At 64.7% G+C, this 14,373-nt stretch carries 9 protein-coding genes and 3 riboswitches; all 9 genes read right to left on the bottom strand.

The window, feature by feature from the left end:
• Window positions 1-87: 87 nt before the first annotated feature.
• Window positions 88-328: riboswitch (cobalamin riboswitch) on the bottom strand.
• A gap of 173 nt (window positions 329-501) precedes the next feature.
• The 9 genes from FSY45_RS01850 to FSY45_RS01810 all read right to left on the bottom strand — a co-directional run bounded on the left by FSY45_RS01850 (window position 502) and on the right by FSY45_RS01810 (window position 13,688).
• Window positions 502-1,122: a VWA domain-containing protein gene (locus tag FSY45_RS01850; RefSeq protein WP_223305712.1), complete on the bottom strand. Its 621-nt coding sequence runs from the start codon at window positions 1,120-1,122 to the stop codon at window positions 502-504.
• A 44-nt stretch (window positions 1,123-1,166) separates the two neighbouring features.
• Window positions 1,167-2,381: an ATP-binding protein gene (locus FSY45_RS01845; protein WP_046461940.1), complete on the bottom strand. Its 1,215-nt coding sequence runs from the start codon at window positions 2,379-2,381 to the stop codon at window positions 1,167-1,169.
• Window positions 2,378-6,214 carry a cobaltochelatase subunit CobN gene (gene cobN, locus FSY45_RS01840; RefSeq protein ID WP_046461941.1) on the bottom strand — a complete coding sequence of 1,279 codons (3,837 nt, stop codon included), beginning with the start codon at window positions 6,212-6,214 and terminating at the stop codon, window positions 2,378-2,380. The genes FSY45_RS01845 and cobN overlap by 4 nt, the downstream gene beginning before the upstream one ends.
• A 62-nt stretch (window positions 6,215-6,276) precedes the next feature.
• Entirely contained in the window at window positions 6,277-7,323 is a 1,047-nt protein-coding gene (gene cobW, locus FSY45_RS01835) for a cobalamin biosynthesis protein CobW (RefSeq protein WP_046461942.1), read from the bottom strand.
• Window positions 7,324-7,356: 33 nt separating this feature from the next.
• Window positions 7,357-8,178 (bottom strand): (2Fe-2S) ferredoxin domain-containing protein, encoded by an 822-nt coding sequence (locus FSY45_RS01830; protein ID WP_046461943.1) that lies wholly within the window; start codon window positions 8,176-8,178, stop codon window positions 7,357-7,359.
• On the bottom strand, window positions 8,175-9,245 hold the full coding sequence (locus FSY45_RS01825) for an ABC transporter substrate-binding protein (protein WP_080944501.1): 1,071 nt from the start codon (window positions 9,243-9,245) through the stop codon (window positions 8,175-8,177). Before FSY45_RS01825 ends, FSY45_RS01830 begins: the two co-directional genes overlap by 4 nt.
• Window positions 9,245-11,269, bottom strand: a complete 2,025-nt coding sequence (locus FSY45_RS01820) for a TonB-dependent siderophore receptor (protein ID WP_255443165.1) — start codon at window positions 11,267-11,269, stop codon at window positions 9,245-9,247. Before FSY45_RS01820 ends, FSY45_RS01825 begins: the two co-directional genes overlap by 1 nt.
• A 251-nt stretch (window positions 11,270-11,520) precedes the next feature.
• Window positions 11,521-11,780, bottom strand: a riboswitch (cobalamin riboswitch).
• Between the two features lie 49 nt (window positions 11,781-11,829).
• Entirely contained in the window at window positions 11,830-12,627 is a 798-nt protein-coding gene (locus tag FSY45_RS01815; protein WP_052951092.1) for an ABC transporter ATP-binding protein, read from the bottom strand.
• The gene (locus FSY45_RS01810) at window positions 12,624-13,688 is read right to left on the bottom strand and encodes an iron ABC transporter permease (protein WP_046461944.1); all 1,065 of its coding nucleotides are present in this window, start codon (window positions 13,686-13,688) and stop codon (window positions 12,624-12,626) included. The genes FSY45_RS01815 and FSY45_RS01810 overlap by 4 nt, the downstream gene beginning before the upstream one ends.
• 224 nt (window positions 13,689-13,912) lie before the next feature.
• A riboswitch (cobalamin riboswitch) is annotated at window positions 13,913-14,155 on the bottom strand.
• Window positions 14,156-14,373: the final 218 nt, after the last annotated feature.

Raw genomic sequence — 14,373 nt, 5'->3', positions numbered from 1 at the left:
CCAGACAAACAAAATGTGCAGAGGGAAATGAAGAGGTGATAAGCCGCACGCAGGCGCTGGCATATCACAAGCCACATGCAACCCCGCTGCGCCTTGTACACACCAGGCCGGTCTCCGGACTTACAGAGCCCACCTGAGGGTGGCATGTCGATGCGCCTTCCCGCTTTCGCAGTGGCGGCCATGGCCGTGGGCCAGAGCATGCATCTCCATATCTCTGATTACCGTTGCGGGTGCAGTGCAGGATTGGTGGGAACTCCATTCACCTGCTTCTCGTTTCACCTCCGCGTGCCAAAGCACGCTATGAGGCACCTGTGGTGGCGCGATCTTACGCGATAACCTGGTGCACACGGCCGAACTCATCGGCCTGGCAGCAGCTTTCCTGCCGCCTGTGCGGCGACCGGATATCGATAGGGCGGGCAGGGGGCGGCGTGATGTCCTGTTAGATGATTATCAAAATAGATAGCTATTAACGCTTTCCTGTTAAGCGGTAGATGCCTTTTCTTAGCTAAATATCAGCGGCAGTCGCAAGGTATCCGGCCAGACCTTTACCAACCGCTCGGCACCGCCAAACAGACGCTTGCTCTGGACCGCAGCGGTTTCACAGTCCACCAGAACCTGTGCCACGGCAGGAGCAGGCCAGCGCTCCAGCTGCAGCACATCGGGGCTGCGGAAGTCGCTGATCAGCCACAGGCAGGATGATTGCCGGGAGTATCTGGCCGTCATCTGCCAGCCCGCCTGCAGGGCCTGGGCCAACGGCGTGCCGCCTCCGCCGCGTAGCGGCTCGATCAGATCGGCATTCCAGCGTGGCGCCCGCGTGGGCTCCAGCAGCCAGTGCAGCCGGCCTGCGCCGAAGCAGAGCAGGGCCACGGATTCGCGCTGCAGATAGGCCCGGCGCAGCCACTGCAGCAGCAGGCCCTTGGCCTGGGCGAATGCGCCGCTCTCCACCATGGAGGCCGAGCAGTCCAGCAGGAACAGGTGTTGCCTGCGTACAGCTCCCTCGGGCTGGCGCCAGCGCAGATGTGCGTGTACCAGTGGCTGGTCCTGGCGTTGGCGCAGGGTGGCTGTCCAGTCAATCGATGCCCCTGGCATCTTGTGGACGCTGGGTACGGCATGGCTGGCCAAGGCCAGGCCATGGTTTTCGGAGCCGATTTGCCCCCGGCCGGCGCTCAGCGCAGCGGACCGGAGGCTCGGGCTTTTTTTGCGGCCAGGGCCTCCAGGGCTGCCTGTGCCATGGCATCGGCCTGTTGTGCATCGAAGGCGGTGCTGCTCACGGCTTGAGCCTGTCCCCAGCCGGCAGGCGGCTGTTCGAGGCTCGGACCTACCTCTTGAGGCAAGGAGCTGGTGGCGCCGGGCTCGCGGGTAGCCGGTGAATGAGATGCTGGTGCCTGGGTATCAGGCTCTGTGCGGGCTGCGCTGCCCGCGCCTGACGGTGTGGCGGGCGTTGCCGGCGGCTGGGCGGAAGGCGTGGCTGCGGGGGGCTGCCGCAGCTGGCTGGAGCTGCCCGGATCTGGCTGGCTGGCGCGATGCTGCAGCACCAGTGGCGCGACTTCGGACACATGTGCGGGCGTGATGCTCTGACTGCCTTGCCAGGCCGCCAGAGCGCGTGCAGCACGCAGCATGACCAGGTCGGCACGCAGTCCGTCCACCTGGGCGGCAATGCACTGCAGGGCCACGGCCTCGTGGACGGCATCGCTCCATGTCAGCTCCGAGGCATTGCGGCAACGGCTGCGGGCCAGCGTCAGCCTTTGGCGAATCTCCTGCTGCCCGGTTGCATGAGATCGGGCGAAGCCCTGGGGATCCTGATCAAAGCGCAGCCTTGCCTTGACGATGCTGCTGCGCAGCTGCGGGTCCTGAGCATTGTCCAATTGCACACAAAGGCCCAGTCGGTCCAGCAACTGTGGCCGCAGCATGCCTTCTTCGGGGTTCATGGTGCCGATCAGCACAAAGCGCGCGGCATGGCTGTGCGAGATGCCGTCGCGCTCTATGCGATTGATGCCGGAGGCCGCCACGTCAAGCAGCACATCGACGATGGCATCGGGCAGCAGATTGATTTCATCGACATAGAGCACGCCGTCGTGCGCCTTGGCAATCAGACCCGGAGCGAAGCCCACTTCGTGGCCTGAGAGCGCCTTGGACAGGTCCAGACTGCCGGTCACATGCTCGATGGAAGCGCCTAGCGGCAGGGTGACAAAGGGCGCAGGGGTCAGCAGGTCCGCCAGCGCGCGGGCCGCCGTGGACTTGGCCGTGCCGCGCGGGCCTCGAATCAGCACGCCGCCCAGCTGCGGCTCTATCGCGGCGAGCAGCAGGGCCTGTACCAGGGTGGGCTGCCCCTGTATCGCCGAGAGTGGGAATACGGGTGCCGGATCGTGGTTGGGGCTCATTGGGAAACCTGTCCTTCCATGAATTCTTCGTGCTCCAGCATCTGGGCCAGCAGGTTCTGGCGATGCTCGCCGGGCTGTTCCCACATGCCGCGGTCTATGGCTTCCAGCAGGCGCGAAACGATATCGCCCAGCGCCTGTGGATTGTGCTGGCGCAGAAACTGGCGCACGCTCTCATCTTCCACATAGGCCTGGGTGACCATGGCGTAATGCTGGTCCGAGACCAGCGCGGTGGTGGCATCGAAGCCGAACAGATAGTCTACCGTCGCCGCCATCTCGAAGGCGCCCTTGTAGCCGTGGCGCATGGCGCCCGCAATCCACTTGGGATTGGTGACGCGGGCGCGCACCACGCGGCCTATCTCCTCGGCCAGGGAGCGAATCCTGGCAGACTGAGGATTGCCATGGTCGCCATGATAGATGGCAGGGTCGCTGCCGCCCAGGTGCCGCACTGCCGCCACCATGCCGCCCTGATGCTGGTAGTACTCGCTGGAGTCCAGCAGGTCATGCTCGCGGCTGTCCTGGTTCTGTAGAACCACATCGAGTGCCTGCAGACGCTGCTCCAGCGCGGCGCGAGCCGGCACGCCACCGGCCTGCTGGCCGTAGGCATAGGCACCCCAGTGCAGATAGTGGCGTGCAAAGTCGCCTGCATCGGTCCACTGACCGCTACGCAGCATCTCATGCATGCTGGCACCATAGCTGCCGGTGGGCGCTCCGAAAACGCGCCACAGCGCCTGTTCGCGGGCTGCGTCGGCGCTCAGGCCCTGATCCACGGCAGCCTGCGTATCTCGCAGCACGCGCGCGCGGATGGGGTTGTCCTCGGCGTCCTCATCGAGCTTGGCCAAGGCACGCACCGCGGCATCGAACATCTGCACCACGTTGGGAAAGGCATCGCGGAAGAAGCCGCTGATGCGCAAGGTCACGTCGACACGCGGGCGACGCAGCCCCACGGCGGGAATGACTTCAAAGTCGGTCACGCGCTGGCTGCCGGCCGCCCATTTGGGACGAACCCCGATCAGGGCAAAGGCCTGGGCGATGTCGTCACCGCCTGTACGCATGGTGGCTGTTCCCCAGACGGAAAGACCTATGGCCTGTGGATATTCGCCATGCTCCTGCAGATAACGCTCCAGCACGCGCTGCGCGGACTGCTGCCCCAGTGTCCAGGCAGTCTGGGTGGGGATGGCACGGGTGTCCACGGTGTAGAAGTTGCGCCCTGTAGGCAAGGTGTCGCAGCGCCCGCGCGAGGGTGAGCCGCTGGGGCCCGGCGGCACAAAGCGTCCTTGCAGTGCTTGCGAGAACTGCAGCAGCTCCTGCGGGCCGCAGGCATCCAGTGACGGTGCAATCTGCTGCTCTATGCGCGTCAGCACTTGGAGTGTGTGCGGCCAGTCGCGGGCCAGCGCGGGATTGGCAATGACCTGCAGGGCCAGCAGCTCGAGCCGCTCGCGCGTGTCGCCGCCATGGCGCCAGGTGCCGGCATCCTGCTGCTGCAGCGCGGCCGGACGCGGGCCGTTCCAGGGCGCGGCGGCATCCATGTCCAGCGGGTTCCAGTCCATGGCCGGCAGCAGGTCGGCTGTCAGCGCGTTGAGCAGGCCTTGCTCGCTGCCGGCATTGCCGGGATAGCGTGCCAGCGAGAGCAGGGTGGATTCGCGCAGTTGGCCCTGTGGCGAGCTGCCGAAGATATGCAGGCCATCGCGGATCTGGGTTTCCTTGAGTTCGCACAGATAGGCATCGATGCGTTCCAGCAGCAGCTCGTCGGCGCCGGGCTGCGCGCCCGCCGCTTCGAGGCCGAGTTCGCGCAGCAGATCCTGCTGCCTGGCGCAGTCCAGAATCTGCTTGCGCAGCATGCCGGAGCGGCGCAGATCGACCAGCAGGGCTTCGTAGTATTCGTCCACCAGGCGCTCTAGCTCCTGCATGGGGCCGTGGTTTTCGGCGCGCGTGAGTGGCGGCATCAGATGGTCGATGATGACAGCCTGGCTGCGGCGCTTGGCCTGAGCCCCTTCGCCGGGGTCGTTGACGATGAAGGGGTAGACATGCGGCAGCGGGCCGAGAATGGCATCGGGCCAGCATTGCTGCGAAAGCGCCAGGCTCTTGCCCGGCAGCCATTCCAGATTGCCATGCTTGCCCACATGGACCATGGCGTCCACGCCGAATACATCGCGCAGCCAGAAGTAGAACGCCAGATAGTGATGGGGAGGCACCAGCTCGGCGTCGTGGTAGCTCGCGTAGTCATTGCGCCCATCGAGCGAGCGCGCGGGCTGTATGCCGACAAAGACATGGCCCAGCTGCAGGCCCGCAATCATGAACCAGCCGTCGCGCAGCATGGGGTCCTGTTCGGGCGCACCCCAGCGCTCGGCTATGGCCTGGGCCATATCGCCGGGCAGCTTTGCCAGGCGCTGTTGATAGGCCTGCAGCGAATAGCCCTGGCTCGCGGGACGCAGAGGCCATTTTTTCGGGTCATTGGCAATGCCTTGCTGCAGCAGGCCCATCAGAGCCAGACCGGAGTCGGGCCGCGCAGCAGCATCGCCCAGCTGCCAGCCGTCACTTGCCAGCTGATCCAGCAGGGCGATCACGGATTCCGGCGTATCGAGACCCACGCCGCTGCCCATGCGTGCCTCGCTGCCTGGGTAGTTGGCCAGTATCAGCGCGGCTTTCTTCTGCGTTGCAGGCTTGCTGCGCAGCCGACACCAGCGCCAGGCCAGCTCGGCAATCCAGGCGACGCGGTCGGGCTCGGCCTGGTAGCTGATCACATCGGTTTGCGTCAGCTCGCAGCGATGGGCCAGGCCTTTGAAGCTCATGGCGCGCGTCATGATGCGACCGTCCATCTCGGGCAACACCACCTGCATGGCAATGTCGCGCGGGCGCAGGCCCTGGCTGTCGGCCAGCCAGTCCTCGCGGTTGCTGCCGCTGGCAATCACCTGCAGCACAGGGATGTCGCCCGCCAGCGCATCGGCCGCTTCACCAGTGCGCGCATGTTCTCCCAGTGCGGCAAACGCCGTGGTGTTGAGAATGATCTGCACCTGGTGGGTGATGCACAGGGAGCGCAGCGTCTGCAGGCACAGCCCGTCCTTGAGCGACTCCAGGGCCAGCGGCAGCGGGTTCAGGCCGCGTGCGAGCAGGGCGTCGGCCATGAGGTCGAAGGCCTCGGTATTGGCCGCCAGCAGATGCGAGCGGTAGAAGACCAGCATGGCCACGGGGGCGCCGGGCGTCCAGCGTGCCTGCAGGTCGTCCAGGCCCGGAAGATGCCCTGCATCGTCAGCCAGCCAGGCTTGAGGCACATGCACGGCCACGGGGGGCAGCACCCGCACGGGCGCTCCCTCGCGGCCCTGGTTCAGGCCCCAGGCTGCCGCCATGTGCAGGAACTCGCGTGCATTGCCCAGGCCGCCGGCGCGCAGGTATTGCCATAGAGCACGGCTTTGCTCGGGCTCCAGCGTGCCCTTGGCCAGCAGCTCCGGATCTTCCTGGTTGTCGCCAGAGAACATGGCCAGCTTCTGGCCCTTGCGGCGCGCCAGCTTTTGCAGCTGCTCGATGCCGTAGGGCCAGGTGGACTCGGCTCCCAGATGATCAACGATGACCAGCCTGGCATGCTGTAGCACCTCGTCGATATACAGATCGAGCGAGGCGCTCTGGCGCAGATGCAGCAGGTTGGCCAGGCGCAGCGTGGGCGTGGAACTCGCGGCCCGGGGCTCGGCCTGCAGCCACATCCGGTAGGCATCGGCCAGCAGCGACAGCGTGGTGTCTGCGGAACTGAGCACCACCATGTCTGCAGGCGTCTGGTCCAGACGGGTGATGATGCTGTCGTCTTCGACAAAGCCGCCAGGGCGGGAGCTGAGCAGGTGCATGATTCAAAAAGATAGCTTTATCCGCTTGCCAGTAAAGCGATAGAGGCCGATTTGCTTGGATTTTATGCCTGGGCGCCCAGCAAGGCCTGGCGCAGCACGGCGGCGTCCAGCTGCTTGCCGATGAACACCAGACGCGTGGCCGCAGCTTCGCCGTCGGCCCAGGCACGGTCGAAATAGGCATCGAAGCGGCGGCCCACGCCCTGTACCAGCAGACGCATCTTCTTGCCCGGCAGCGCGGCAAAGCCCTTGACGCGCAGCACGCCATGCTGCTCCACGATGGACTGCAGGGCCAGCATCAGGCGATCACGGTCCACGGCACCCAGGTCCAGGTGCAGGGAGTCGAAGGCATCGTGGTCATGGTCTTCGTCATGGTCGTGGTGGCTGTGCTTGTCGTCGATCGACAGCTCGGCGGCGCAATGCTGGCCCAGCAGCACGTTCAGGGGCACCTGGCCCTGCACGGCTTCGATCATCTTCACACTGGCTGGCACCTCTTCGGCCACCAGGGCACGCACCTGGCCGAGTTGTTCGGCCGTGACCAGATCGGCCTTGGACAGCACCACCAGGTCGGCGGCCGAGAGCTGATCCTCGAACAGCTCGTGCAGGCTGGCGTCGTGGTCCAGATTAGGGTCGGCCTGACGCTGTTCATCGACGGCATGCGGGTTATGGGCAAACTGGCCGGCAGCCGCAGCGGGCGTGTCGACCACGGTGACCACGGAATCGACGGTGAAGACATTGGCAATATCGGGCCACTGGAAGGCCTGGACCAGGGGCTTGGGCAAGGCCAGGCCGCTGGTTTCGATCAGCAGTACATCGATGTCGGCGCGGCGCTCGGCCAGGGCCTTCATGACGGGGAAGAACTCTTCCTGCACGGTGCAGCACATGCAGCCGTTGGCCAGCTCGTAGATCTGGCCGTCGGCACCACCTTCTTCCTTGCAGCCTATGGCACAGGTCTTGAGGATTTCGCCGTCAATGCCCAGTTCGCCGAACTCGTTGACGATGACCGCTACGCGCAGACCCTTGGCCTGCTCGAGGATATGGCGCATCAGCGTGGTCTTGCCGCTGCCGAGAAAGCCGGTGACGATGGTGGCGGGGATCTTGGTGGTTTGCATGGATCTATCTCCGGTAGAGGAAAGCAAGAGAAATCAGGGGCGCTTCAAGGTGACTGGTCCGTGGACATGGCGCTCCGCGTTGACGCGGTCATGCAGCACATGGCCCTTGAGGGTGGTCACCATGTTGTCGGCATCCATGGGACCGTACCAGACGCCGTCGGGGTAGACGATCATCAGCGGGCCATGGTTGCAGGGGTACTGGCAGCCGGTCTGCAGCGGCTGCAGCTGGCTTTTCAGTCCCGGGGTTTCGCGTATCGTTCGTGTCAGCGTGGGCCATAGCTGCAGCGCTCCCTTGGCTGCGCAGCGCGGGCCAACGCACCACAGCACATGATGGCGATGCTCGGGCACCAGCGACCAGCCCTTGGGGTCGTGCTCCCATGGATCGTCGCCCAGCACCTCGGGCACATCGGGCTGGCGCAGTGCCTCTTCCACGGACCGGGCCAGCAGCTCGGTCAGGCCGGGCAGCTGCAGCAGCGGTTGACCAAACACCAGACGCGGAGAGGGCTGTGAGGAATCACGTTCTGCACGCCAGCGCATGATGAGCTTGTGCAGCCAGCGGCGCAGCGACGCCTCGTCTGGCACCATCACGGGCAGGATCAGAATGGTCCGGGCGGCGGAACACAGGTCCAGCGCCTCGTTCAGTGTGGGCTGGGCTCGGTCCACATAGGCGGTGCTCACCTGCTGCACAGGCCTGCCCGCAGCAGTCATGGCCGTCTCAAGTCGTGTGGCCAGGTCCCCGAGCTCCGTCAGGCCTGCGGTATAGGCGCCACCCCGGCTGAGCAGGATGATGGCCAGCGAAGGCGCTGCGGCTTGTTTGAGGTCGGCAGGTTGGGTGGTGGGGGGATGCTTGTTCACGGCAGTTCTCCGGCCGCGAATTCGACGGGCTGAACGCTGATCTTGCGCTCGGGGTGCAAGGCGGCGGCCAGGCGCTGCGCGGCTTCGATATTGCGCGGGCCGGGCGTGGCCTCGGCATAGCTCATCACGAAGAACCGGCGATTGCGAACGGCGGAAACCGCTTCAAGCTCCTTTTTTTGCAGCAAGAACTCGATCTTGCCCTGGGCGTCGGGCTGGCCATAGTCAATGATCACGATCCACTCGGGGTCGCGCTCTATCACGTCTTCCCAGTTGCCGCGCTGCCAGTTCTGGCTCAGGTCTGCAAAGATATTGCTGGCACCGGCTTCGTCCAGCATGGCTTGCGGCATGCCGAAGTGGCCGACGGTGACGGGAATCTCCTGGCCGCTGTCGTAGACAAAGACGCGCGGCAGTGCGCGATTGCCTTGCATCTGCTGGCGCAGCTGGGCCTGGGAGGCCCGCAGTTTGTCGATGCGTGGCTGGGTCTGCTGGAGGACGCCAAAGATGCGGCTGATGTTCTCCATGTCCAGCAATGCATCGTCCAGCGCGATGCGCTCGCGCTTTTGCACGCGGATGCAGGACTCGGACAGCACATAGGAGGCGATGCCGTGGCTGGCCAGGCGCTCCGGGGTCACGGCACCTTGGCGAAAGCCATAGCTCCAGCCGCCAAAGACAAAGTCGGCTTCGGCGCCCAGCAATACCTCCAGGTTCATGCCCTGGGATGAAAGATCGGGCAGGCGCTGCAGCCAGGGCTTGAGCTGGGGGCTGATCTCCTTGCTGGAGGGAATGCCCGAGTAGCCGACCAGGCGCCGGCCCAGACCCAGATAGAGAAAGCTCTCGGTGATGTTGACGTCGTGGGTGACGGCGCGCTGGGGAACCTTGTCATAGCGCACGGTCTGCCCGCACACCGGCAACTCCAGCGCCGGTTGATGCTGGCGCGTCGGCGCCGCAACCGCCTGCGGCTCGGGTGCTTTGTCGCAAGCGGCCAGCAGCAGTGATGCGGCCAGCAGCGCCGAGGCACAGGGGCGATTCAAGCAAATAGCTTGCATGGCAACAGGCCTGGGCAACATCAGAAGCGCATCAGAGCCGACAGCTCCACGCTGCGTCCGCGTCCCAGCAGCCATTGATTGCTGCTTTGGGCCGATGTGGCGTAGAGGCGGTTGGTCAGGTTGCGGCCCACCAGACGCAGCGTGGTGCGCGGGTTCATATCCCAGCTCAGCACGGCATCGGTCACTACATAAGAGGGCAGGCGGGTGGTGTTGGCGTTGTCGGAAAAGCGGTCGCCCACGTGGCGCAGGCCCAGCGAAGCCTGCCATGGGCCGGTGCGGTAGTGGCCCCATAGGTTGGCCGTCACGCGCGGAACGTTGCTGGGGCGGTTGCCTGCACGGTCCACACCCTTGCCGCCTTCGAGCAGACGATCGAACTTTGCATCCACATAGGACAGATTGCCTTCGAAGCGCAGTGTCTTGCTGGCATGGATGAGGCCGGTCAGCTCCAGCCCCCTGGACGACTGCTTGCCGCCCTGAACCGATAGTGCCGGACGATCGGGGTCGCGGGTGATGATGTCGTCCTTGACGATACGATAGGCCGCCACGGTCCATTCGCCACGTCCATCGGCCAGTTGCTGCTTGTAGCCGACTTCGACCTGGCGGCCCTGGCTCAGGCTGAAGCCCGATTGCGATTGGGCAATCGACAGCAGGCTGGTGACGGGGTCATGGCCGGTGCTGGTCTGCACATATGCGCTGTTGAGCGCATCGAACTTGTGGGTAAGGCCCAGGCGCCAGGAGGTGCCGTTCAGCGGCTTGTCAAAGCCCGATCCGTCCTGAATATTGTTGCGAGAGAAGGCATACCAGTCGCGGCGCATGCCGGCCATCAGCAGCCATTGCTCGCTGATCTTCCAGGCATCTTCGAGATACAGCGCATTTTGGCGGATGCTGGAGTTCATGCGCGGCAGATAGGCGTCAGGGCTGTCCCAGTAGCCATGCTGCGGGTTGAAGGCCGAAACCGTGGACTGACCGGTGTAGGGCGAGTTGCTGCTGCTGGTGAACTGGGCGTTGGAGATGTCCCAGCCCATGGCGATCTGGTGGCTGGCGGCCTTGAGGTCCAGCCCCATGCGATTGCCCGTCTGCTGCACATCGTGGCCGATTTCCAGATAGTCGGATCGCCCCACCTGACCGGTGGCAGGCTGGTAGTCGTAGGCCTCGATATTCTTCCAGTGGCGATCGGACTTGAAGTGATAGAGCTCGTTGCGCACCGTCAGCGTGTCGCTGGCACGCCACTGGGCCTTGGCACGGAAGCGCTGGTCCTTGAACTGGTCGATGGCATCGAGCACGTTGTAGTTCTTGTTGCGCAGTTCCTTGACGATCTGCCCGTCGATCACGGGCGAGCCGAAATAGCGCTCGGGCTTTTGCTGGCTGATGTCGGCACTGAGGTCCACGGTCAGATCATTGCGCGGAGTCCAGCGCAGCGCGCTCATCAGCTTGCCGCTGCTGGCCTTGCCCAGCTCGCGCTCGCCGTCGGTGCGGTCGCCATAGGCATCGAGTCGGTAACTCAGGGTCTCGCCCAGTGCGCCACTGGCGCCGATGCCGGCATAGGCCTTGCCGTGGCTGCCTGCTCCCAGCAGCACTTCGGTGGAGCGTTCGCGGCTGGGCTGCTTGCGGATGGCATTCATGGTGGCACCTGTGGTGCCGCTGCCATACATCAGCGATGCGGGGCCGCGCAGCACTTCGATGCGCTCATAGCCCCAGCTGTCGCCCGGATAGTTGACGGTGCCCGAGGCCACGCCCAGCATGATGCCGTCCTCTGCAATGCCGATGGAGTTCACTCCACTGAAACCGCGACTTGAAAAAGACAGCCCGCCGTTGCCAGGGGCGCCCGAGGCGCTCAGGCCCACGGTGCGAGTGACGGCGTCGGAGACCCGGTAGTCAGCACGCTCGTCGATCTGCAGCGAAGACACGCCGCTGACACTGGCCGGAAGGTCCAGCACGGGTACGTCCACATGGGACGCTGTGGTTGCCGGCTGGCTGGTCTGCAACTCATGCGAGTGCAGACGGTTTTCCCGCACCGTGACTTCGGGCAGGGACTGCTGGGCCATGCCTACGACCGGGCAGAGCAAGAGCAGCTTGAGTGCGGTGCTGCCTAGATGGCGCAGGTGAGACTTGGAGTTGAGGACGGAATGAAAAGCAGCAGAGGTTTGTGGATGAGAGCACATATCACGAGGCCGAAACTGCCTGAAGGGATAGCTGTGCCGCAGACAGGTCCGCCTTTTTCAGGCATGACGCAATCCACTTTCTGGCCGCTATCCGCACCCCGCAGACAGTTTTCGTAAATACCGCCCCGAGGGGCGGAGTTGAGTCATCGGCAGGCCGGTCTCCGGGCTCACAGGCAATTCATCGCTGAATTCACGACTCGCCTTCCCGAAAGATGCAGACCGTCGCGAGGCGAGGGGCCGGATCATGTCCAGTGGCTGCGAGCGCCGATGCGCTCGCATGAGTGTGTTGACCTGTTTACCGTTGCGGGGGCAGCCAAGGCTTCCTGAGCTTGCGATCAGACCTTGTTCCCGTTTCACTCGCGTTCAAGCGAGCACCTTCCGAAACGAAGCGCCATCAAGGCGCCGCGAGAGTTTATCAGTCCCCGGGCGAAACGCGCAGGGATTTAGAGCAACTCGTCCGGCATGAACTCGATCAGCGGTCTGCCGCTGCGCTCGCTCAGGCGTACCTGGGCACGTACGCCGTAGACTTCGGCAATGGTCTGAGCGGTCAGCACCTGGGCCGGTGTGCCCTGTGCCACCAGCTCTCCTGCCTTGAGCAGGTACAGGCGGTCGCAGTAATGGGCAGCCAGTGGCAGCTCGTGCAGCGCGGCCAGCGTGGTCAGGTCCAGGCTGCGGATCAGGTTCATCAGCTCGAACTGGTGGCGTACATCCAGGTGGTTGGTGGGCTCGTCCAGCACCAGCAGCCTGGTCTGCTGGGCCAGTGCCCTGGCCATGAGCACGCGCTGCTTTTCGCCCCCTGACAGGGTGGAGAACATGCGCTGTGCCAGCGACTGGGCATGGACCTGAGCCAGGGACTGGGCGACGATGCGGAAGTCCTGCTCGCTGTCCCGGGCGAAAGAGCTCTGGTGCGGCGTGCGGCCCATGAGCACCACATCGCAGACGCGCAGATCGAACTCGCTAGCGTTTTCCTGGGTCAGCACTGCCATGGCGCGGGCATTGTCGCGGGCGCTGCGCTGCCAGATGTCCTGTCCGTCTATGCAGACCGCGCCGCTGGCAGGCCTGAGCATGCGGTAGATCATGCGCAGCAGGGTGGACTTGCCGCTGCCGTTGGGGCCGAGCAAGCCGACCAGTTCGCCATGCCGGATATGCAGGCTGATGTCCTTGACTATGGATGCGGCAGCCGTCTGCCAATGCAGGCCGCTGGCCTCCAGCAGGCAGGAAGAGCTGGGTGCGGAACTCACGGATTACCCTTTTCCCGCACGCTCTTGCGGCAAAGCATCCAGACAAAGAAGGGGCCACCCAGCAACGAGGTGATGACACCCACGGGTACTTCGGCGGGGGCAAAGCTGATGCGCGAGAACACATCGACCCAGATCAGAAAGATGGCGCCTGTGAGCGCGGCCACAGGCAGCACGCACCGGTGCTCGGAGCCGACCAGCATGCGGGCGACATGGGGCACGATGAGGCCGACAAAGCCGATCGGACCCGTCAGTGCCACCAGCACGCCCGTTACCATCGAGACCAGAACGAATAGCCAGCGCCTGGTGCGGGTGGTATCCACCCCCAGCGTGGTCGCGGTTTCTTCGCCTGCCAGCAGCGCATTGAGCGAGCGGGTCTGTGCCAGCAGCAGGGCCACGCCCGCAGCCAGCAGGGCGGCCGGCAGGCCCAGCTCCTGCCAGCGGGTTCCAGCCAGGCTGCCCAAGGTCCAGGTGAGCACGGAATTGGCCAGCTCGCGCTGATCGGCCGTCAGCACAATCAGACTGGTGACGCCGCCCAGGCAGTAGGCAATGGCCACGCCGCCCAGAATGAGTCGCGATGCCTGCAGTCGTCCATTGGCATGGGCCAGGAAATACACGGCCACACAGGCCAGCAGCGCACCGCTGAAAGCGCCCAGCGGTAAGGCCAGTTCGCCGGCAAATGCCAGTGCGCCGAAGGCCAGCACGCTCACTGCCCCCACCGACGCACCGGATGAAACGCCCAGCAGATAGGGGTCGGCCAGCGGATTGCGCACCATGGCCTGCATGGCAACGCCCACCAGCGCAAGGCCTGCGCCGGTCAGGGCTGCTAGCAATACGCGCGGCAGGCGCACGCGCCAGACAATCTGGTACTGGGCGCTGCTCCAGCTGCCGGAAGGCCAGTCCAGGCCCAGGCGCTGACCCAGCTCGTAAGCCGTGATTTGCCAGGCTTGCCCGGGGGCGATCCGTACCGGCCCCAGGGTGATGGCCAGAGTCAGAGACAGCAGCAGCACTGCCGTCAACACGGCCAGCCACAGCTTCAGCTGATGGCGTTGCTGGACGAACATCTGTGTCAACGGCTGGGTCATGGCTGAAGCCAGGCGGGCATGGTGCCGGCAGGCCCAAAGCGGGAGGCGAAAGCCTGTGCGAGGTGTCTCATTGTCATCAGCCAGGGCAGAGGGTCTGCATGCTGGTGACGAGATCGGGCGGAGGGCGGGCCTCGCAGCCTGTTGCCGTCACGCTGCTCCCCGCAGACGCTCGTTGCACATGCCGACTGCCGGAACTGGGCCCGGGCGGTCAGCGCTCAACAGGCCGGTATCCGGGCTGGCAGATTGCGCGAGGCATGTCACTTCGCCTTCCCGGCGTTCCCGCGCACCTCCGAAGAGGCCACGTAGAACATCAGTGGCGGGCTTGTGCAAGCGCAAAAGCCATGAAGTGATTCGATCTGCTTACCGTTGCGGGGGCAGCCAAGGCTTTGAACCTTGTTCCCGTTTAACCCGATGAAGTACCGGGCACCTGTTGCATGGGGAAAAAAGCCTGCGGCATCGCAATGCCGTGACTTGTTTCGCTGAAAAATTATATAGCAGCGCATCCAGACATCGTCTGGGAGATCTGGGTGATTCCTTTGAGGCGTCGAGGCGCAGAGACGGGGTGGCCATCGCGTTCAGCGCGACGCCGGTGCTGCAAGGCACAGAGTTCATGCCCTGTGTCGACACCGTCTGCGATCGATATCCGATGCCCAAACAGGCTGCA

Source organism: Comamonas sp. Z1, from assembly GCF_008121555.1.
Taxonomy (GTDB): Bacteria; Pseudomonadota; Gammaproteobacteria; order Burkholderiales; family Burkholderiaceae_C; genus Comamonas; species Comamonas thiooxydans.
The sequence above is the reverse complement of the archived record's forward strand: the minus strand, read 5'-3'. Positions and strand labels throughout refer to the sequence as shown.

Excerpts from the sequence above, each read along its gene's own strand:
- FSY45_RS01825 (WP_080944501.1), bottom strand. The coding sequence starts at position 9,245 with ATGTTGCCCAGGCCTGTTGCCATGCAAGCTATTTGCTTGAATCGCCCC.
- FSY45_RS01845 (WP_046461940.1), bottom strand. The coding sequence starts at position 2,381 with ATGAGCCCCAACCACGATCCGGCACCCGTATTCCCACTCTCGGCGATA.
- FSY45_RS01820 (WP_255443165.1), bottom strand. The coding sequence starts at position 11,269 with ATGGCCCAGCAGTCCCTGCCCGAAGTCACGGTGCGGGAAAACCGTCTG.
- cobN (WP_046461941.1), bottom strand. The coding sequence starts at position 6,214 with ATGCACCTGCTCAGCTCCCGCCCTGGCGGCTTTGTCGAAGACGACAGC.
- FSY45_RS01810 (WP_046461944.1), bottom strand. The coding sequence starts at position 13,688 with ATGTTCGTCCAGCAACGCCATCAGCTGAAGCTGTGGCTGGCCGTGTTG.
- cobW (WP_046461942.1), bottom strand. The coding sequence starts at position 7,323 with ATGCAAACCACCAAGATCCCCGCCACCATCGTCACCGGCTTTCTCGGC.